The sequence below is a fragment of the Bacillus sp. M6-12 genome (assembly GCF_002860285.1).
In the GTDB taxonomy this organism is placed as follows: domain Bacteria; phylum Bacillota; class Bacilli; order Bacillales; family DSM-1321; genus Peribacillus.
This window is the reverse complement of the sequence record NZ_PGVF01000011.1, coordinates 124,879-145,448: the sequence shown is the minus strand read 5'-3', so window position 1 is coordinate 145,448 and position 20,570 is coordinate 124,879. Positions and strand designations below refer to the sequence as shown.

The 20,570-nt window shown below is 41.0% G+C and carries 16 protein-coding genes; 7 read left to right on the top strand and 9 right to left on the bottom strand.

Annotated features, from left to right (window positions below):
- Positions 1–80: 80 nt before the first annotated feature.
- From CVD28_RS13980 to CVD28_RS13970, 3 genes are all read right to left on the bottom strand, one after another.
- Complete coding sequence (locus CVD28_RS13980) at positions 81–2,222, bottom strand: PAS domain S-box protein (protein WP_101592987.1); 2,142 nt, start codon at positions 2,220–2,222, stop codon at positions 81–83.
- Between the two features lie 102 nt (positions 2,223–2,324).
- Positions 2,325–4,604, bottom strand: coding sequence for an ATP-dependent DNA helicase (locus CVD28_RS13975; protein WP_257985871.1), 2,280 nt, complete (start codon positions 4,602–4,604; stop codon positions 2,325–2,327).
- A gap of 248 nt (positions 4,605–4,852) precedes the next feature.
- Positions 4,853–5,053, bottom strand: coding sequence for a cold-shock protein (locus CVD28_RS13970; protein WP_101592985.1), 201 nt, complete (start codon positions 5,051–5,053; stop codon positions 4,853–4,855).
- A 946-nt stretch (positions 5,054–5,999) separates the two neighbouring features.
- Here CVD28_RS13970 and sigX point away from each other — a divergent pair.
- Genes sigX through CVD28_RS28130 form a run of 4 tightly spaced genes read left to right on the top strand, consistent with a single transcriptional unit; the run spans position 6,000 to position 8,165 of the window.
- Positions 6,000–6,551: an RNA polymerase sigma factor SigX gene (gene sigX, locus CVD28_RS13965; RefSeq protein ID WP_101592984.1), complete on the top strand. Its 552-nt coding sequence runs from the start codon at positions 6,000–6,002 to the stop codon at positions 6,549–6,551.
- Positions 6,526–7,659 carry a GerMN domain-containing protein gene (locus CVD28_RS13960; RefSeq protein WP_101592983.1) on the top strand — a complete coding sequence of 378 codons (1,134 nt, stop codon included), beginning with the start codon at positions 6,526–6,528 and terminating at the stop codon, positions 7,657–7,659. The genes sigX and CVD28_RS13960 overlap by 26 nt, the downstream gene beginning before the upstream one ends.
- A 40-nt stretch (positions 7,660–7,699) precedes the next feature.
- Positions 7,700–8,035, top strand: a complete 336-nt coding sequence (locus CVD28_RS13955) for a hypothetical protein (protein WP_101592982.1) — start codon at positions 7,700–7,702, stop codon at positions 8,033–8,035.
- Positions 8,013–8,165, top strand: a complete 153-nt coding sequence (locus tag CVD28_RS28130) for a hypothetical protein (RefSeq protein WP_180954166.1) — start codon at positions 8,013–8,015, stop codon at positions 8,163–8,165. The genes CVD28_RS13955 and CVD28_RS28130 overlap by 23 nt, the downstream gene beginning before the upstream one ends.
- A 68-nt stretch (positions 8,166–8,233) precedes the next feature.
- Here CVD28_RS28130 and CVD28_RS13950 read toward each other — a convergent pair whose 3' ends face one another.
- The 5 genes from CVD28_RS13950 to CVD28_RS13925 all read right to left on the bottom strand — a co-directional run bounded on the left by CVD28_RS13950 (position 8,234) and on the right by CVD28_RS13925 (position 15,480).
- A complete protein-coding gene (locus CVD28_RS13950; protein WP_257985875.1) occupies positions 8,234–8,470 on the bottom strand; it encodes a cold-shock protein in 237 nt (78 codons plus the stop codon).
- 85 nt (positions 8,471–8,555) lie between these two features.
- Entirely contained in the window at positions 8,556–10,676 is a 2,121-nt protein-coding gene (gene recQ / locus CVD28_RS13945; protein WP_101592980.1) for a DNA helicase RecQ, read from the bottom strand.
- A 736-nt stretch (positions 10,677–11,412) separates the two neighbouring features.
- A complete protein-coding gene (locus CVD28_RS13935; protein WP_101592978.1) occupies positions 11,413–12,051 on the bottom strand; it encodes a precorrin-2 dehydrogenase/sirohydrochlorin ferrochelatase family protein in 639 nt (212 codons plus the stop codon).
- 31 nt (positions 12,052–12,082) lie between these two features.
- Positions 12,083–13,546: a uroporphyrinogen-III C-methyltransferase gene (cobA, locus tag CVD28_RS13930; protein ID WP_180954165.1), complete on the bottom strand. Its 1,464-nt coding sequence runs from the start codon at positions 13,544–13,546 to the stop codon at positions 12,083–12,085.
- Positions 13,547–13,956: 410 nt separating this feature from the next.
- Complete coding sequence (locus tag CVD28_RS13925; RefSeq protein WP_101592976.1) at positions 13,957–15,480, bottom strand: DHA2 family efflux MFS transporter permease subunit; 1,524 nt, start codon at positions 15,478–15,480, stop codon at positions 13,957–13,959.
- Positions 15,481–15,663: 183 nt separating this feature from the next.
- Here CVD28_RS13925 and CVD28_RS13920 point away from each other — a divergent pair, with 183 nt between their 5' ends.
- Complete coding sequence (locus tag CVD28_RS13920; RefSeq protein WP_101592975.1) at positions 15,664–16,539, top strand: TetR/AcrR family transcriptional regulator; 876 nt, start codon at positions 15,664–15,666, stop codon at positions 16,537–16,539.
- An 85-nt stretch (positions 16,540–16,624) separates the two neighbouring features.
- On the top strand, positions 16,625–18,784 hold the full coding sequence (locus CVD28_RS13915; RefSeq protein WP_101592974.1) for an MMPL family transporter: 2,160 nt from the start codon (positions 16,625–16,627) through the stop codon (positions 18,782–18,784).
- Positions 18,785–19,110: 326 nt separating this feature from the next.
- Here CVD28_RS13915 and CVD28_RS13905 read toward each other — a convergent pair whose 3' ends face one another.
- A complete protein-coding gene (locus CVD28_RS13905) occupies positions 19,111–20,007 on the bottom strand; it encodes a 3D domain-containing protein (protein WP_101592972.1) in 897 nt (298 codons plus the stop codon).
- Positions 20,008–20,333: 326 nt separating this feature from the next.
- Between CVD28_RS13905 and CVD28_RS13900 the strand changes: the two genes are divergently transcribed.
- Positions 20,334–20,570 carry a spore coat associated protein CotJA gene (locus CVD28_RS13900; protein WP_101592971.1) on the top strand — a complete coding sequence of 79 codons (237 nt, stop codon included), beginning with the start codon at positions 20,334–20,336 and terminating at the stop codon, positions 20,568–20,570.

Below are 20,570 nucleotides of genomic sequence, written 5' to 3'. Positions count from 1 at the left end.
TAAACATAAATCCATTAGAAGTTAAAAGGAAAAAGAACCCCGCTACAAAAGCAGCAAGGTTCTTTGATAGACTATTAAGATTAAGCTGATTCGGCTGGGAGAAGGATACTAAAGGTGGTTCCCTCATTCAAACGGCTTTCAATAAATACCTTTCCTCGATGGCTTTCAATAATCCGGAAGCTGACCATTAAACCCAGCCCATTGCCATTTTTCTTAGTTGTGAAGAAAGGCTCACCCAATTTCTTCAGCTTTTCCTCAGGTATACCAACTCCAGTGTCCTTAAAGGCCACATGAACTGACTTGTCTTTGGTTTCCGCCGTCACGGTCATATTCCCGCCATTAGGCATAGCTTCAATCCCGTTTTTCAGGAAATTGAGGAAAACTTGTTTTAAACGGTTTTCATCGCATGAAACTTTAATAAATGATTCATCGCATTGAAAATCCAAAGTGACCTTCTTTTTCTTTGCTTCAAATTCAACGAGAGACAAGACATTCTGGATAATCGGAATGATATTGCGCTCTTCCAGATCAACGGTCTGCGGCTTCGCCAGCACCATAAATTCTTCCACAATGGAATTAACCCTGTCAATCTCATCAAGGATGATGTCGAGATATTCACGCCGCTCCGGACTCGTTTCGTCCAATTGAAGAAATTCCGCATAGCCTTTCATCGATGTAAGCGGATTGCGGATTTCATGTGCAACTCCTGCAGCCAGCTGTCCTACTGCCGCCAGCTTATCCTGGCGGTGGACTATCTCCTCTGTCTTTTTCCGTTCTGTAATATCATTGCGGATCGCAAGATATTGATAAGGCTTATTTCGCTCATCCAAAAACGGAACTATTGTCGTGGATACCCAATAAAATGAACCATCCTTTGCCCGGTTTCTAATCTCGCCCTTCCAGACAGACCCGCTTGAAATGGTATCCCACAGGTTTTTAAAAAAGTCCTTCGAATGGTAACCTGAGTTTAAGATTCTGTGTGTGGAGCCAATAAGTTCCTCACGTGAATACTTTGACGTCTCACAGAACCTGTCATTTACATTTGTAATGACTCCCCGGTTGTCCGTAAATGCTACAATCGATGACTGATCCAATGCAAAGTGAATGTCTTTAATATCCTTCAGCGAGTTTTTTAAATCAATCTCAGCTTTTTTTCGGTTTGTAATATCTGTTCGAATAGAGACGTATTGATAAGGCTTACCTTTTCTGTTTAAAAACGGGACAATTGTTGTATTCACCCAGTAAAGGGACCCGTCCTTAGCCTTGTTGCGAATTTCTCCATACCATGTTTTCCCCTGTCCAATTGTTCTCCAGAGCTCTTTAAAAAATTCCTTCGAATGATAACCGGAATTAAGTATGGCATGATCCTGGCCAATCAATTCAGCTTCCGTATATTTTGAAATCTCAATAAATTTATCATTTACATATGTGATTCTTCCCTTTGGATCAGTAATTGCTACAATCGATGATTCATCAAGGGCAAACAGCAAATCTTTTACATGGATATCACTTGCGGCAAGCCTCCTGCTCAGCAATGTGCTGGAGCTGACCAAGCCTCCCAGTATCAAAATGGAAACGAACACCACAATATATATTAATAACGAACTTTGTCCCTGCGTTATTTCAGCAGCTTCCTGATACGTCATTGCTCTAGACAGCAGAAAGTTCCCTTCAATAATCGCCCCCGTAATGATTAAAGCGCCAACAGGCTTTAGCCAAAACTGGTTTCCCTTAACAAAACGATTGGAACCAGACAGAAGCCACAGTGAAAAATAAAACATTCCCAGCATAATCAAAACGGTCAGAGTCAGGACTGGCATATCATAATGGATTCCGGTCTTGAGTGCTGTTATCCCGACAATATGGTTTGCCAAAACAGCCAATGTGAGCAAAATACTGCCTTCAAACATATGAAAGTTTTTTAACCTTCTGTTCGTTATGGAATAAACGGCCATGCCTGAAAAAGATATACCAAGAATCATAGACAGAAACATTAGCGAAACATTTACTGAAATAAGATCCTGTACTATGGATCCAAAAAAATTCATAGCCCAAATCCCAATTCCTAAGGAAAAGGATGACCCCAGGAACAGGAACCTTCTATTTTTTTCCTTCGTTTGAATAAGTGTTATTAGATCGAGTGCGGTATATGCCGCGATATATGTTAAAATGATCGCTATCACAATCAATATCGGGTTTGATGAAAATATAACTGTTTCCACTACTATCACCTTCCCCTAAAGAATTATCTATCTTATTGTAATGGATTAAGGTGTTAACGGAAAGGACAAGTTTTTCACATAAAAATCAAGTATCCAGCTCTGCTAGTTTAATACTTTAAAGTCCCGCCAATTCTCCGGGAGCATGCGTTTATATTTATTAGAAAGAAAGCGGTCATCAACCAAATAAATCTTTCCTGTATCCGTTTCCGAACGAATCAATCTGCCGCCTGCTTGCAGCACTTTATTCATTCCCGGAAAAACATAGGCATAATCATACCCATTTTTCCCTGATTTCTGAAAGTAATCCTTTATAATATCACGCTCAAAGCTTAGCTGCGGAAGACCTACACCTATGATCACTACCCCATTAAGGCGATCCCCTTTTAAATCAATTCCTTCAGAAAATATTCCGCCCATTACGGCAAACCCAAGCAGCAGCCCTTTGTGATCTTCACTAAAGGAATTCAAAAACTCATCACGTTCCTGCTCATTAAAGGAAGAATCCTGTAACAGCACATTTGCCTCAATGCCAGCTTCCTCAAGCTTTTCATTAACATCACTTAAAAATTTATACGACGGGAAAAAGACAAGGTAATTTCCTGTTTCATTCTTTTCAATTTCTTTTAGCAGCGCGACAATTGGTTCTATTGCAGCCGGGCGGTCTCTGAACCGGGTTGAAAGCGGCAGAATAGAAACTTCTGTTTGCTCACTGGTAAAAGGGGAGCCGATTGCAATATGGTAATCATCCTCTCCGCCTCCGAGAAGGTCTGTGTGGTAGGAGAGCGGAGCCATTGTAGCAGAAAAATGTATCTTAGCACGAAAACCCTTGCCCATCCTCTTTAAGTGATCCGCCGGGTCAAGGCAAAACAGCTTTAGGCTTACATCATTTTTTATTGTTTCAGCATAAGTTACAAAACTTTCGTCAAACAATTTTGCGATTTTCAGGAAGGATTGGGCCTCGAAATATGCTTCTTGCAGGGCGGATTCGTTTCCAGAATTCCTGAGAAGAACCATTTCCGCTGCTGAAGTGAAATTTTCCAGAAGCGGCAGAAAACCCTCAGGCAGCTCGTTTGATACAAGCTTTTTTTCCTCACCGCATTGTTTTTTCAGCGAAATAAAATGGCTGTTTAAAGTGGAGGCAGTCTCAAAAACAAGGGCCTCGTTCCCTTTGTATTGGCGTTTTAGGTCGAGGAATACTTTTTTATGCAAAACAGCGGAAAACATTTCCCTTCCCCGGTCCACCAGATTATGCGCCTCATCAATCAGCAATACCGTCTGCCGCTTTTGTTCCTCTAAAAACCTTTTGAGGGACACACGAGGATCAAAAATATAATTATAGTCACAAATAACGGTGTCACTGGCATAGGCGGCATCCAAAGAAAATTCAAATGGACATAAGCTATGCTTTAAGGCATAAGCCTCGATCACAGGCCTGTTGATCAGGCTTTCATTCGTTAGCAAATCCAGCAGAGCATCATTCAAGCGGTCATAATATCCATCTGTATATTCACAAGTTCCTAAACTGCATTCTCCATTATTTTTAAAACAAATTTTATCCTTAGCTGTGATTACGACAGCTTTTAGTTTCAGCCCGGTATCCAGCATTCTTGAAAAAGCATCCTCGGCAGCCTTCCTAGCAACCGTTTTTGCTGTTAAGTAAAAGATTTTTTGAGTTTGCCCCTCGCCAATCGTTTTCACCGCAGGAAATGAAACACTGATTGTTTTGCCAATACCCGTCGGTGCATCTGCAAACAAACTTCTTTTATCTTCTATGGTTTTATAAACAGCTCCCGCCAGTTTTCTTTGCCCTGCTCTGTACTCCGGAAACGGAAACGAAAGATTGGCTATGCTGGCGTCTCTCTCTGCGATGTGGTTAGTTTTCCATTTGGCGTAGGGATAAAATCCTTTGAGCATTTTTATAATGAAATCGTGGAGCTGTGCAGCGGAGAATTTTCGCAAGAAGCTTTTCTGCTCCTCCGTGGCTGTTTGGAAATAAGTTAATTTAACATTCATCTCACTAAGGCCATGATCCATAGCATAAATATATGCATAACACATTGCCTGGCCCCAGTGAACTGGATAACTATCTTCTTCAATTTCGTCTAAATCGCCGGCTGTGGACTTAATCTCCTCTATCGTTACATCATTGCCATTGAAAAGAAGTCCATCACATCGTCCCTCAATAATAAAAACTAACTCTTCAAATGAAATTTCGGTTTTTAGGAATACCTCGCTTTGATCATTGCCGCTATAATCACTCTGCAGCTTCACATGTGCCTTGGTACCTTCAGAAAGCGGGACAGCCGTCCTAAAACGGGAAGAAATGCTTCCGCTGCGGTATACGTATTCCACAAGATTTCTTACCGATACCCTGTAAAGCATAATATTTCTCCCCATTCTGTATGTATTATTTCTAACTTAATCTCTGTGTTATGAATTTAAAAGCCTTTATGATATATGCAGCTCCGGGAGTAAAGCACACAAGCATGAGATCAGCTGCAAGCTAAAGAGGAATTGCAGAAGACTTCGTCATTTACACCTTTTGATTAAAAATATATTTCATCGCTGCCTATTTTTCTTCAGCAAAGCAAAAGGCACCTTTATCAGGTGCCTATCAAAAAACCGTTCTATTATGCTTGTGTAATTCTTGGATTATTAATGGCCTGCAGCATTTTCGTACTGGCAGTCATTTCACTGCCGCAAAGTGGGCAAGTCAGGCTTCCTTCTGTTCTAAAATTATCACGAACCCAGCCTTTGCACGTATCGGAGGTACATTCCCATACTTTTGTTTCTTCCGGTGGTACTTCTTCAACATTTTTGCGATTATACATGCATCCCACTCCTTTAACGTCATTTGGTTATTTGCGACTTTTGCCTTAACAGTCTTACATATAAATATTATGAAATAATTGCGTTACCAATGCTGACGTCTTATTTCATTATACCATAAATACCCTCCAACAGGAAGCAGGCCGCTCATTAGAAATGCGCAAGCGCTCTCCACTAAAGGAACGCCGAGTAAGGAACTAAGGCTACCCTTTGGCAGCTACATTTGTATTAGTTAATAGGTGGTTCTCTAATTAAAAAATGAAAAAAATCCCCAGCAGCCATTAAAAGCTGCGGAAGATTTCATTAAGTATATTTAGCCGGTCTGGCCGGGATAGTCCCGCATCCAGATCCGGTTAATCATAGCCTCCAACATATATGAAGACTAAGGAGAGTATATCGCGTTTCAACCTAAAACAATGAAAGCCCTGCCTCTCTCTCATCCTTACGGTTCCTAGACCGCGCCAGTAGAATCAGATTCAAGCATTTTATTAAAGGTGAAGACGTTCAAGCCGTTAATGATTTTTACATGGATAAAAGTAATTAAGGAGTTACGTGAACGAAGAATTACATCTGCGGATATTTGTTTACGGACTTCTGCATCACCAACAGCTCTATGGCTGTGGGAAATCCGTATGTGATGTGTGATTTTAAGAAATCACATTTGCTTTAATAAAATGAATATGCAATTTACCCTCCTGATGTTATGTTCCCGTTCCTAGGAAGTCTAAACATCAGAAATTGAATTGTAACACAGAAATAAATAATTGTCAAAAAAAGTTTGAGAACTTAAAGCTGCTGCCTCCAGAAACACACTATCCAACTTAAGGATTATTTGGAAATATTTTATAGTTAAAACCTGAAGAGGATGGTAGAATGTTAGCTGTGATTATTATTTGAATTCCGAAACTTTTTCCCTCTATATACGACTAATGCATACAGGAGGTTTACATGAACAGCAAGCTTCAAGAGATATATGATAAATATCACCAAAGCCTATTTCAATTTTTATTTTATATGGTAAAGAACCGGGAACAAGCAGAAGACCTGGTTCAGGAGGTATATATAAGAGTTCTCAATTCCTACAGCCATTTTGAAGGCCGCAGCAGTGAAAAAACATGGATTTTTTCGATTGCACGCCATGCTGCCCTCGATTATCTCCGCAAACAGAACAGATGGAGCCAGCGAATTTTTTCAGCCTTCGATTTAACAAAAAGGCCTATACACGATACTTCCCCGCTCCCGGAAGAAATCGCTGTCCAGAATGAGCTGATTCAGCAGATGTACCGTTGCCTTGATAAATGTACGGTTGACCAGCGATCAGTTGTTATTCTTCGCTATATTCAAACATTATCCATTTCAGAAACTGCCCAAATCCTTGGCTGGACGGAAGGAAAAGTCAAGACCACACAGCATCGTGCCATTCAGGTGTTAAAAGCAAACATGAGAGAATTATCAGAGAAGGAGGAATCCATCGATGAAAAAATCCAATTACCAAGATAGCGATATCGAAAAAATACTGCAGCAAATGCCTGAAGTCACGGATCTCCGCAAAAGCTCACAAGTTTTGGAGCGAGCTGAAATGTTCTCCAGAAAACGGAAAGGCTTTAGCTGGGTCATTCCTGCTGCTGCATCTGCAGCCGCCATTCTGCTTTTTCTTTTGATCAGTACTTCATTCTTCCAGCATGAGAGAAAGGCAGGCAATGCTGGGGTGAATCAAAAAGTGGAACTAGCAGCTAAAGAGGCCCCTGATAGAGATGATGCAATTGCAGAGAAACGTTTCACTGTAATGCCCGATCAGAAATTTATCACATTTTCCATTACTGGTATGGATCAGGCAGGACCTATAATGCCGCTTAATGTTCCTATAAGTTTGATTATAGATGATAATGACTCCCCGGCTGCCCTGTACACTAAATACATTAACAAGCTGGAAAATGATAAGTGGGGATTGGCACCTTTGGACTTTAAAAACCATGCCACTTTCACTGAAGCTTCGGACAGCAATGGAAAGAAAAAGCTTATCGTTAATATGATAGAAAATAGTTCCTTAAGCGTTTCGTCAGCTGGCACTTCCTTTGTGGATTCATTGAGGGAGTCCTTCCGCTGGCATGGATTCAGCCAAATTGAGTTTCTAACTGCCGGTTCAAAAGGAGCAACTCTCGGCAACAGGAAATATACCAGCATACCCCTCGTTGCAGAAGGAAAAAAAGCATATTTCCAATATATGTATGATCAGGATTTTCAGTCCTTTCTCGTTCCATCACCTAAGGCTTATGCTCACTTTCCGGATGCGCTGAGTGCAATGGAAAGCGAGTCTTTTAACTTGCAGGCTCCGCTTCATGCACCGATTCCCGGCGGAGTTGATATTAAGAAGATATCAACTCTAGATGGTCAGGCGGAGGTTACGTTTTCAGCTGACAGCGGATTATTGGACAATGAGAACTTTGTTATGATGCTTGATTCCATACTGCTGTCTGCAAAGGAATTTGGCTTAACATCCGTTACTTTTAAGGGCGCAGAAAATGCCGGCATAACCTCAATTGGCACTATCAAGCTCGGCACGCCAGTCAAGGTTCCAGCAGCTCCAAATCCGATACGATTAAAATAATACAGGCAAATTTAGCCAGACACAAAGGATAAATACTGCTATGAAAAATATCATTGAGATCAGAAGCTTTAAAAATACAGATAAAGATTTCATTATTACACTTTCCGAACGGTTTAACGATTTTGCCTATATGGGCTGGCGTAACCGTGATGCCATGCTAGCCGCACAGGAACGGATGGCAGTGGAGTCGGTTAAAGACTCCCAGAACCATCCTGGGATGTTTTTGGCAGAAGATTTCAAACGGAAAAACGGTCGGCTTCCTTCACGTAACGAAGAAACAGATTATTTCACCAATCAAAAGCTCAACTATATTTTCTCTATCGCAGTTTCAAAAGAGGGAGAAGGAAAAGGAATTGCCAGCCAGCTTATGGGCTAAAAGTAAAGGCTGCAAACAGCTGTCAATGCATGTTTTCTCAAATAACGAACGGGCATTCCGCTTTAATCTTCACCTTGGCTACCAAACGGAAATAGAAAATGGTAAAGGAATTGAAGTAAAGGTTTACTAAGAGAGAGAAAGGACCCCGATATTGTCAGGGTCCTTTTTGGTATTATATTATTTATTTTGGCATTTTTGTTATCTAAAAGTGCGAAAATCATTTCTTATTTGGGGCAATTCTCTTACCTCTTCTTTAAGTGCTCCTCCACACATCGGACAGGAATGATTATCCATGGCAAATTCCTGGCGCATCCAGCCGTTGCACAATTCCGATTCGCAGGCAAACACAACTGTGTCTTCCATTATGGTAACCTGTTCTTCTGCATTCTTCTTAGCAAAGTACATGAGCAGCCTCCTTTTGTCGGCGTTTAACAGGGTGCTAACGCTTCCCTGCTAGTATATTCATTCTGCTCATGTTTTATTTACTTGAATCAGTCTCCATACACTTTATGAAAGCTTTTCAATTTTGCCCGGCCTGAGATTTTGCCAGAACTGCTTTTATTTGAAAATAACTGATTTCTTCAGGCAGAGCCTCTTTTATAGGCTTTAGCCGGTCAGCTCCAATCGTTCTTATTGCATCCAATATCTTTTCTTCTTCCCTGGAGCCAACAATTTGTTCCCATTGCAGAGGCAATCCTTCCTGTACACAGCGGATGATATGATTTTCAGCTGTAGCCGCCGATAAATTGAGCTGTTCCCCTATTTTGGCAAAAGCAGCACCTGATTGAAATAGTTTATATGAATCCAGATAGCTACCTTTTTTTACTTCCTGTTTTGGAGCAGGATTTATAACTAACTGGGCATTTGAATCTGGATTTCCACTTGCATAAGCAGTAATTGCCTCGATAAAGGCTGAACCATATCGCTGGGCTTTTTGTTCACCGACTCCTTTAACCTGAAGGAATTCATCTATGCTTTGAGGCTGTTTAGCACTCATATCTTTTAACGCAGCATCAGAGAAGATGATAAACGGCGGCACACCCTCCCCTGCGGCAAGCTCTTTCCTTACAGCCCGCAGCTGTTCAAAAAGAACATCATCTGTCTGAACAGAAGTGATTATGCTTTGTTTCCTCAATACCTTTTCCTTATTAAGAAGAACCTCTTTCCCCAATTTGGTTACATCAAGAACAGGGTATTGCCCTCCGGAAATTCCGATATATTGTCTGGAAGCAAGAAAATCAATGAAATCTGCAATTTCCTTTACGGATTTTTGCTTCATGATCCCATAAGTAGATAGTTTGGCAAATCCAAATTCAGCTATCTTCTTATTTTTTGAACCTGCCAGCACCTGGCTGATCAGTGTCCGTCCAAACCGTTCACCCATTCGGATCATGCAGGAAAGAACCATTTGGGCCTCGACGGTTACATCTTCTGATGACCGGGTATCAAGGCAATTCGCGCAACGGCCGCATGGTTCTGCATTCTCCTCTCCGAAATAATGCAGGATATAAGCCTGTAAACATTCTTCTGTATGGCAGTAATCCTTCATTTGATTCAATTTTCTTAATTCCTGCTCTCTTCTGGAATCAGAGGAGCTTGATTGGTCAATAAGAAAACGCTGTACCCTAATATCCTGAGCAGAATACAGCAGGATACATTCACTATCCAAGCCATCCCGGCCGGCACGCCCTGCTTCCTGATAATAGCTCTCCATATTCTTAGGCATTTGATAGTGAATGACAAAGCGCACATTCGATTTATCAATCCCCATTCCAAATGCTGAAGTAGCAACCATAACTTTGATGTCATCATTTAAAAATAAATCCTGCTGGCTCGCACGCTCGGCTTCATTCATACCCGCATGGTACCGGCCTGCTTTATAGCCCTTTTTTTGCAGCTGCTGATAAAGGCTGTCCACTTCTTTTCTGGTTGCTGCATAGATGATGCCGGATTCGTGCTTGTTTTTTAATAAATACCTTTCAAGGAAGGCCAGGCTGTTTTCATCCTTTACGACTGTAAATGATAGATTAGTCCGTTCAAACCCGGTAATCACTGTATTATCTTCTTTAATGCCCAGGATGCTGCAAATATCCTCCCTTACTGTTGGGGTAGCAGTGGCTGTTAAAGCCAATATACGCGGCGTGCCGGGCAGCTTAGCCAGCATTGTGCTGATTTTTAAATAGCTGGGGCGAAAATCGTGTCCCCACTGTGATATACAGTGTGCTTCATCGACTGCCACAAGTGAGATGTCCAATTGCTTGAGCTCTTCCAAAAAATAAGAGGACTCCAGCCGCTCCGGAGCCATATAGATTAATTTATAGCGGCCTTTTACCGAATCCTCCAGTCTTTCACTTACCTCTGCAGCCGTTATTGAACTATTGATAAAGGTTGCCGGGATTCCAGCCTGAACCAGTGAATCTACCTGGTCTTTCATTAAGGAAATCAGCGGGGAGATAACGAGTGTGGTGCCTGGGAGGAGCAGCGCAGGGATTTGGTAGCACAGTGATTTACCGCCGCCGGTCGGCATAATCCCAGATGCAGGTATGCCATTCAATACGAGTTCTATGATTTTTTCCTGGCCTGGCCGGAAAGAATCATAGCCAAAATACTTCTTTAAATGTTCTCTTGCCTGTTCAATCAATGATATCCCTCTATTTCTTCATTTACGTCTTTTCCTCAAAAGGGTATAAGGAGCAAGAATCAGCAAATGAATGGAATTTGAATGATATAATTGTATCGCTTTTTAGAAGTTATTTCATTAAATTTAGTTACGTTAAGGTTCATCAGTTGGCGGACCATTATGGAGAGCGGGAAACTTAATAAGGGGGTATATCAGGTGATTACTGAGAAGAAAAGTGCAAAATTCATACTGTTTGAGCGACTTTTTTAAAGAATATATTAATTTTTGGAGTTATAAACTCTCTAACTGAAAGTTTTTTAGATTTATCAGCCATTTACTAGTGAAATTGTTCAGCTTTTTGTGATATCTGATGTGCAAAACAGCTAAGTACCATACGCGGGTATACTTTACACTATTTAATATTGTCAACCTAGCTTGTTTTTTCTATCAGCTTTGGCTATTTATCGATCAACTCCGAATTTTTATCGAACAACTTCGGATTTTTATCAATCAACCTCAGATTTAAGCGATCAATACTTCGGATTTTTTCATTTAACCCACATTTAATGCGATCTGCACTTCGAATTTTTTCAATCTCACCAATTTTTAATCGAAATACAAGGCCAATTAATAAGTAAGGTTTTAAAAAATTAATCGATTTCCCGGCAAATTTCAATTAGTTAACTTCCTAAGTCTGGTTATAATGTAAAAAAGCCGCTACTGTCATTTCCCCACAGCAGCGGAAGCTCTCAATTGTTTACTTTAAATCTCTATATAACCTGTCAAACTCTGCTTTCCAGTTTCCCTCCTGAAAAAATCGATCGGCAGCAATTTCTTGGAGCAGTTTACTTTTCTTGTTTGTTTCGAGTGAACTCGCTAGTATTTTCTTTCTGCAGCCAAATAAAAAATATGTAAATTCTTCATATGCCTGGCTATAACTATCTTCTATTTCACGTCTAAGCCTTGCCGCCAGAAATGGACTCGCTCCAGAAGTAGATACAGAAATCGTAAGCATGCCCCTTTTAACCGTGGCCGCTGTATGGAAATCGGAAGCTTCAGGATCATCCGCGATAGTGACAAGCTGATGCGGAGTGCAAACTGCTTTTACGGCCTGATTGGTTTCCCTGCTGCTGCTTGCTGCCACAACAATATAGGCGTCCGCTGTATCTTCAGGCTTGAATTCCCTTTTCAGCCATCTGATTTTATTTTCTGCTGACTGCTGGGCCAGCTCGGGTGTCAAAGCAGGGCTGACAACAATAACATCAGCCTCCGCTTCAAGAAGCCCCTGGATTTTTCTTTCTGCAACCTTCCCTCCGCCAACCACAAGCGCCGGTTTGCCTTTTATATCAAGCATAATAGGATAGCCGCTCATTTTATTCTCATGCACTCCCTCCATCTTGATAACTCCATTTTTGACAAAATTTCATTCAAGGACGGATACGCTCAGCCAGCTGTATGATGCTTTCGATGGTCGGTAATTCTGATACCGCCACATTTCCAGGATGTAAATCGTAAACTGCTGCAGCTGTTTGCCTTCCCATTGCCAGCGTTTGTCTGCCCTGTAAAAAGGATCCAATGTTTTCACCGACTTTGTTTAATGCATCTGCCAGTCCCCTTGCTGAGCCGCTGCTTGGGAGTATAACGGTATCAATATCAGTCTCTTGCAGAATCCGCTCAAACAATGGCAAATATTTATCATCTATTTGCTGTTTACCTGTAATCCAGAACCCGCACGTACCAAACAGCTGGGTATAAGAGAGTTTATGGGCCAGGATGCTGCTTTCCCCAACAACTAAAACGCTATTGTCTATTTCCATTTGTTCCTTCGGCAATCCGGTAAGCCCATGTTTTTCAATAGCTTTAAGTGTCGAAGAAGTGCCGTAAAGCTCTGCAGTCACTTTTCTGATATCAACTTTTTTCTCCTTGAGCGTTTGAAAAAATTCATTACAGCTTCTTGGTGAAGTAAAGAGGATCTGCTTAAAGTCTGGCAGCTTCTTAATCAGCTGCTCATCCGGCACTTCAGCTTCATACTTCCACTTTGGAAATTCGATGACATCTGCTCCCCGTTCCGCAAGCCTTTCAGCCAGCTCACTCTCCCCACTGCTGCTTCGGGCTAAAAGAATTTGCCTGCCGAACAAAGGTTTTTTTTCAAACCAATTCAGCTTCTCGCGCAGGAAAACTATGTTTCCTACCAGCGTAATGGATGGATTGCTGAACTTCTCTTTAACAGCTAACTCGGATATATTCCTCAAATTTCCCTGCAAAACTTTTTGCCTGCTATATGTTCCCCATTGTACAAGCATGACAGGGGTTTCAGGAGCTTTCCCATGTTCTATTAATTTTTCACAAATAAAAGGCAAATTGGCTATTCCCATGTAAAAGGCTACTGTATCGATACCTTTTACAATTCCTTCCCAGTTTAAAGCGGGCTTTCCATCCGCCGATTTATCGTGGGCAGTAACAACGGCAAAGGATTCACCAAATTCCCGGTGTGTAACTGGTACTCCTGCATACATTGCCGCAGCTATTCCGGATGTGATTCCTGGAACGATCTCATAAGGTACTTCATGTTCGGCAAGGAATGCGGCTTCCTCCCCTACCCTGCCAAAGACTCCCGGATCACCGCCTTTTAGCCGGACAACAGTTGCCGCTTCAGAAGCCTTATCCACCAGAAGCTGATTGATCGCTTCCTGCCGGAGAGTATGTCTGTCAGGAAGCTTGCCGCAATATATGAATTCACAATTGGCAGGGGCGTAGTCCAGCAATTTAGGGTTTACGAGCCGATCGTATAAAATGACTTCTGCAGCTTTTATTGCACGCAATCCCTTAACCGTTATTAAAGCTGTATCTCCCGGACCTGCCCCCACTAACCAAACTTTTCCTTTATTCATATAATGCCACCCTTCCCGACTCGCCATTTCTTCATTTCTTGTCATATTTTTATCTTACAATAAAATAAACACCATATCTCCTGTAACTTCAACTGGAATCACTTTTTCCCTGCCACTATCAGGAGCATGAATTTTTTCACTTTTTCTAAGCCTCTATGCATAAACGGGGATGGCGATTTATATTGAAAAGTAAATCACATATAGTGTATGTTCACAAGATTTTCAATTATAATCTCTTAATAAAAAATCCCCTCACTTTTACAAGCAAGGGGCACTCTTTTCAGTTTTTTATGTGAAGTTTGGTTTATGTTTAAAAATTTATTTCTAGCTTAACAAGGGAATTTCCGGAAAATAAATTTCGCTTATTGCCGGCAATTCCGCTTCATACCGCCTTAAAGAGTATCACTCAGCTAGTTGGATCCTTCTGCGGAAGCCGTCTCGACTGGCTGATTTCCTTCCGGATCCGGGGCCTGTTTTGCCCGCTTGATAAAGAATGCAAGAAAGAATGAGATAGCAGCGAGGAAGGCTGCGACCAGGAATGCGTCGTTTATTCCCTCCAGCATAGCTTTCATGCCGATTTCCTGTTTCATTTGTGCTATTTGTGCTGCTGTCGGCTTACCAGTCAGTTGTTTCATAGCCTCTTTACCCAATTCTTCAGCATGGGTTTCTGTACGGTTGGACATGATTGTAACTAAAATTGCAGTCCCGATAGCCCCTGAAACCTGGTTCAGGGTATTATTCATTGCCGTTCCATGCGGATAAAATCTTGTTGGCAATTGATTCAGGCCATTCGTCGAGATTGGCATCATTACCATTGACATACCAAACATCCGAACCGAGTTTAAGATTACCAAGTTAGTATAAGAAGTCTCAAATGTCAGATTGCTGAAGAAATATGTTGTAATAGTTGTTATAGCTAAACCAATGATTGATAACGATCGTCCTCCGAACTTATCAAACAATCTTCCCGTAATCGGCGACATAAGCGCCATGACAATTGCACCCGGGAGCATCATTAATCCTGCATCCAGCGGTGATATTCCGCGCAGTGTCTGAACATAGATAGGAATTAGCAGCATCCCTGAAAACAGTGCCATATTTAGGACAATCGTAATCGAAGATGATAAAGCAAACATCGGATATTTAAAGATTCTAAAATTCAGCATTGGCCGTTCCTGCTTTAATTGACGCAAAATAAACCAAATCAAAGTTAGAACTCCAATTGTTATTGTCAGATAAACATGCGGGCTATCCCAGCCTTTTCTGCCTGCTGAGCTAAAACCATAAAGCAATGAACCAAACCCTATACTTGATAATAAAAGAGAAAACAAATCAAGCCTGATATCGACTTTCTCCTTTTTATCCTTAAGCAGGAAAGCACCTAGTAAAAATACAATGATTGCAATTGGTGTAACAAAATGGAAAAGCATTCTCCACTCATAATGTTCGATGATCCAGCCGGATAGCGTCGGACCAATTGCCGGTGCAAACATAAGAATTAATCCAAAGACACCCATGGCCGCTCCCCTTTTTTCAATCGGGAAGCTGACCAGCATAACATTCATCAATACCGGCATCATGATGGCAGAGCCGGAAGCCTGGATCATCCTTCCAGCCAGCAATAGCGGGAAAGCATGGGCAAAACCTGCAAGGACTGTTCCCAGGGTAAACAGCCCCATCGCTACCAGAAATAGCCGCTTTACAGAATATTTTTGAATAAGGAAAGCAGTAGATGGAATCAAAATCCCGTTGACGAGCATAAATCCTGTGGTAAGCCATTGGACAGTCGATGGTTCAACTTTCAGGTCTTTCATAATCGAAGGCAGTGCAATATTTAATAAAGTATTGTTTAAGAATGTAATAAATGCTCCAATCATCAGTACAGCAAGTATGCCATACGGCGGACGATCAGGAGTTTTAACCGAGTGATCCATAAATTCCTCCTGTGTACATATAGTTCATCTTTTTATACCAACATTATATGCAAAACTCATCATATACCATGTGTTCAAGAATTGCAATTTAAAAAATGCTTTATAACTAGGTTTGTATTAACCCACAGAATACTGTACTATGATTTTTATACTGGCATTCCAATTCCATTAACGGGTGATAATATGAATGAAAGAAAGCAGCATGTTATTAAAGCGGCACACCAATTATTTATTGAAAAAGGGTTTCAGGCAACCTCTATTCAAGATATTTTAGACTATAGCGGTATTTCTAAAGGAACATTCTATAATTACTTTTCATCAAAAAACGAGTTATTAATCGCACTTTTTAAATCCATATTTGAAACTATTGAAAAAGAGCGCAATGAACTGCTTATCGGCCAAGATCCTTCGAACATTGAAATCTTTATTAAACAGATAGAACTGCACCTGATGACTAATCGAAGAAAAAGATTGATTACCCTATTTGAAGAGGTCCTTGTCTCAAATGATGAAGATCTCAAACAGTTTATGAAACTTGGGCAACTAAAAGTGCTTCGGTGGTTATACAGACGATTCATACACATCTTCGGCAAAAAAGTGCAGCCTTATCTGCTGGATTGTGCAATTATGTTTATGGGAATTTTACATCATAATCTCAAATATAACGTGAGAGCAAACGGATCAAAAATTAATTATCACCAAGTGGTCCGTTACAGTGTACAACGGGTTGCGGGGATAGTTAAGGAAGTAGCTGAAACTGGAGAAATATTAATCCAGCCAGAGCTTCTGGAAAGCTGGCTGCCAGAAAATACATCAGCCAACTCGGACATAAAGCAGGCTCTTCACAAGGAAGTTTTGACAGTAAAAAAAGAGCTAAGCAATTGCGAAAATCAATTAAAGTTTGTCGAACTGCTTGATTTTATAGAAGAAGAATTTATACATTCAAAAAGTCCGCGAGAGTTCATTATTGAAAGTGCGCTGGCTTCTTTGAAAGCTGGATTTTTGGATATAAAGGAACTGGAGATTTTGGTCCGCGGATATTTTAATGAGAAAAAATGATTATTTATGTAATATGCCGAGGTTGCTTTTTAAATAGATAGAGTAAAGACGATATTTTGCTTTCGCATGATGGGAGGGTTTATCGATGAGAGCTATAGCAAAACTGGTTATCAAATTTTATAAAATCTTTTTAGCGGGGTGGTTATTGCTGACCATAGGCCTTGGTTATTTCGCTCTGCAGCTCCCTGCCCTGTTGCATGGTGACGGGTTTGAAACAGATGGTGAATTTAAGCAGGTTGAACAGGAATTAACGAAAACCTTTGGTGTGCCAAAATCAACTATTCTCCTTTTATTTGAAAAAAAAGCCAATGAGAAAGAACCGGATTTCCAAAGCAGAATCTCGGAAACACTTACGACGATTCAAAATGAAAAAATCACTGATAAAATCCAGTCCCCCCTCTCTGACAATAAGCTTCAAAAGGATAACTTAGCCTATGCGGTTCTTGCCTTTGATGAAGAACAAGACGAAATGAAGGACCAGGTTGAACAAGTTAGAGATATTATTGGCAATGAAAAGCATACAAAACTGACAGGACCGCCTGTCTTGAATCTCGATATTAACCAGGCAAGCCAGGATGACTTAAAACGTGCCGAACTGATTGGACTCCCCGTAGCCCTTTTAGTGCTGCTATTTGCTTTTGGCAGTGCAGCAGCATCACTCGTCCCGGTTATTACCGGTGCCATAACCGTTATAGCATCATTTGGCGTGCTAACGCTCCTAGGGGACAGAATTCCCTTATCGATCTTTATTTTGAATGTAGTCCCAATGATCGGACTGGCACTCAGCATTGATTTTTCTCTGCTGTTTATCAACAGATACCGCGAAGAACTGAAAGGATCCAGCCATGATGCTGCGATTGAAAAAACGATTATGACAGCTGGAAGGTCAATTATCTTCTCCGCAGTATGCGTCTTTATCGGACTGGCTTCGATGCTGGTGTTTAAAATCGATATATTTAAGACGATATCGGCTGGAGGAATGGTCGTAGTTGGAATTGCAGTCATTTCCTCCCTCACATTGCTTCCTTCGATTTTATTAATGTTAGGCGACCATATTAACAAATGGATGCTGTTAAAAGCGAAGCCTGGAAATGAAAATGGCTGGAGAAAGTTCGCTTCCTTTGTCATGAAACGGCCTGTCTTTGTCAGTCTCGCTGCATTTTCGCTTTTGCTGGCATGTATTGTTCCTGTAAAAGATATTACACTTTCTATCCCAAAAGCAGACTCGCTTCCTAAAAACTATGAATCGAGGCAGGCGTTTGAGGATATTCAAAAAGAGTTTCCCGAAATCAGCCGGAATACTGTTTATGTTATTGCCAAGCGTGAAGAAGGATGGAAATCAGCTGCCGGACTTGAGCAATTACAAAAGCTTGAAAATAACTGGAAAAGCGATTCCAGGGTGCAGTCTGTCAGCTCTGTGTTTACCTTTACCAAGGTGAATTCTGCAAAGGAACTTAGTTCTGCCTTGGAAAACCCGCAAACGCAACCTGCAGTAGAGCCAATCGTTCAGAACTTTATCAAGGGTGATCAAGCTATGATGCAGGTTCATTTAAAAGGAAATCCTTCGTCTGAAGAATCAAAGGATTTTGTACGGGAATGGAGCAGCAAAGACTTTGACGTCCCAGTATTGGTAGGCGGGCAGGCAAAATTCAACCAGGAAATATTTGATGAAATTTACGATAAAATAGCTTTTGGGATTTCCATTATCCTGCTGTCCACTTATTTCATTTTGCTTATTGCATTCAGGTCTGTTGTGATCCCGCTAAAGGCCATCTTCATGAATATTTTAAGCCTCAGTGCAACTTTTGGCGTACTGGTATGGATCTTTCAATATGGCCATTTTGGCATCCCGGAATCAGATATCACGCTAATTATCCCGGTCATAATTTTTTCGCTGGTATTTGGACTCAGTATGGATTATGAAGTTTTTTTAATCTCAAGGATCCACGAGATTTATCTGGAAACCCGGGACAATCACTTTGCAACTGTTGAAGGGCTCTCCTCCACCAGTAAAATTATCACATCGGCTGCGCTGATCATGATTGTAATTACCGGAGCGTTTGCTTTTACAGGCGTGATGCCCGTTAAACAAATCGGAATCGGCATAGCCGTCGCAATTTTCATTGATGCAACAATCATCCGGATGTTGCTCGTGCCGTCGCTTATGAAACTGCTTGGCGATTGGAACTGGTGGCTGCCATTTGCAGGGGTGAAAAAACAACGCGGGAAACATGATGCTATATGAAAAGAAAATTAGCTGCTGTTTGAATGAACAAAGATGAATTTTCATGCTTGGCGAATAAATTTGCGATTTTGGCGAGTATTATGTCTGGCAGTTTATCATCCGCTAAATTTACCTGAAATTTAAATGAAAACAGATTTGGCAAGTAAATTTCTTGTTTTGACAGTAAAAGTGCTTTTTTGGACAGTATTTTCTCCTTCTTCGACAGTAAATCCATCACTTTGGACAGTATTTTCAATCTTTCAGTGAATCCTTTGCAAAAATGGACTGAAATCATAAAAAAGGAGGAGGCCATATCAAATGGCCCCTCCTTTTTCTTTTGATTTAAGTTAATCAAGCACCTTTACAGTTACTTGCTTATTGCCCCAGTTTAAAGCAGCTTGTTGGTTTGGTACAAATACATCAATTTTGTTGCCTTTAATTGCACCGCCTGTGTCTCCGGCCAGTGCATTTCCATAGCCTTCTACCCATACTTTAGAGCCTAAAGGAATGACATTTGGATCTACGGAGATAACTTTTGCATTTGGATTGGCCTTCAGATCAATTCCTGTTGCTGTTACACCGCTGCAGCCGTCGCAGCTTGCCGTATAGGCTGTAGCTGTTACAGTAAGTTCTTTTGAAGCAGCAGCCGGTGCCGGCTGTTCAGCAGCTTGGCGGACCACTGGCTTAGCTGCCGGTTTTTCTTGAACAGGAGCAGCTGGCTTTGGCTCAGCCTGTGCTGGTTTAGCAGGTGCTGTCTGCTTTGCCTGAGCTGGAGCTGCTTTAGCAGCTGCCTGCTGTTTTGGTTGTGCTGGTACTGATTTTGCAGTTGATTGCTTCTTTGCCTGGGCAGGAACTGTTTTTTCTGCTGTTGCCGTCCCTGCATCAGAGCCATCAGTTAAGATTAGCAGCTGGTTATCAGCAATGATAAGGTCCGAACTTAATTGATTCCATTTTTTTAAGTTATCTACTGTTACACCATATGTACGTGCTATGCATGACAGGGTGTCTCCTTTTTTAATAGTGTAATATTCTTCAGCTGAAACTTTTAAGCTTTCTCCTGCAATAATTACATCAGATGATAAATGGTTCCAAGATCTAATATCGTCAACCGTAACTTGATATTCCTCGGAAAGTTTCCATAGACTATCTCCTTCTTTCACCTTCACTTCCTGAGCTGATGCGTTTGCACCAAACGCTGTTGTGAACGCAGCTGCCGCCGCAAAAGTTAAGATTGATCTTTTCATATTAAAACCCTCCTGTTTCTATGTAAATCTTAAATCTTTCTCTCGCTAAGATCTTTCTAAAGACGAATGCTTATGTATTGGATTTAAATAAGCTAACGGAAATTATCTTAACATACATTTTTCGTATCCAAAGAACAAACAGATGAAAGTCTCATTACAAACATTTCATTCAATTGACAGCTGAATAACAAGAAGAAAGAATTTTCAGATTTTTTAAAAATGTTTTTTTGCCTAGCCAGCATTTATTAATCAATTAACTGGAATGCAGACATGCACCCTTTTCATAAGGTGTAAATAGATCAACTAACTTGAAAGGAGACCAAAAAATGGAAGAAAGATATACTCACTTTACACCTGTAAAAGCATGGAAGCCCTATCACAGCCGTTTTGATCCCTGTCCTCCAATAGGCGTTAAATTTTACAGAACACCTCCTAATTTATATATGTTTTTCCAGCCTCCGAATCTGGAGCAATTTTCGCCTCAAGAAGCGTTAATGCGGGGAACATTGTGGAAGCCGTTGTATGATTATTACGAAAATCCATACAGAGAAAGGAAGTCATAA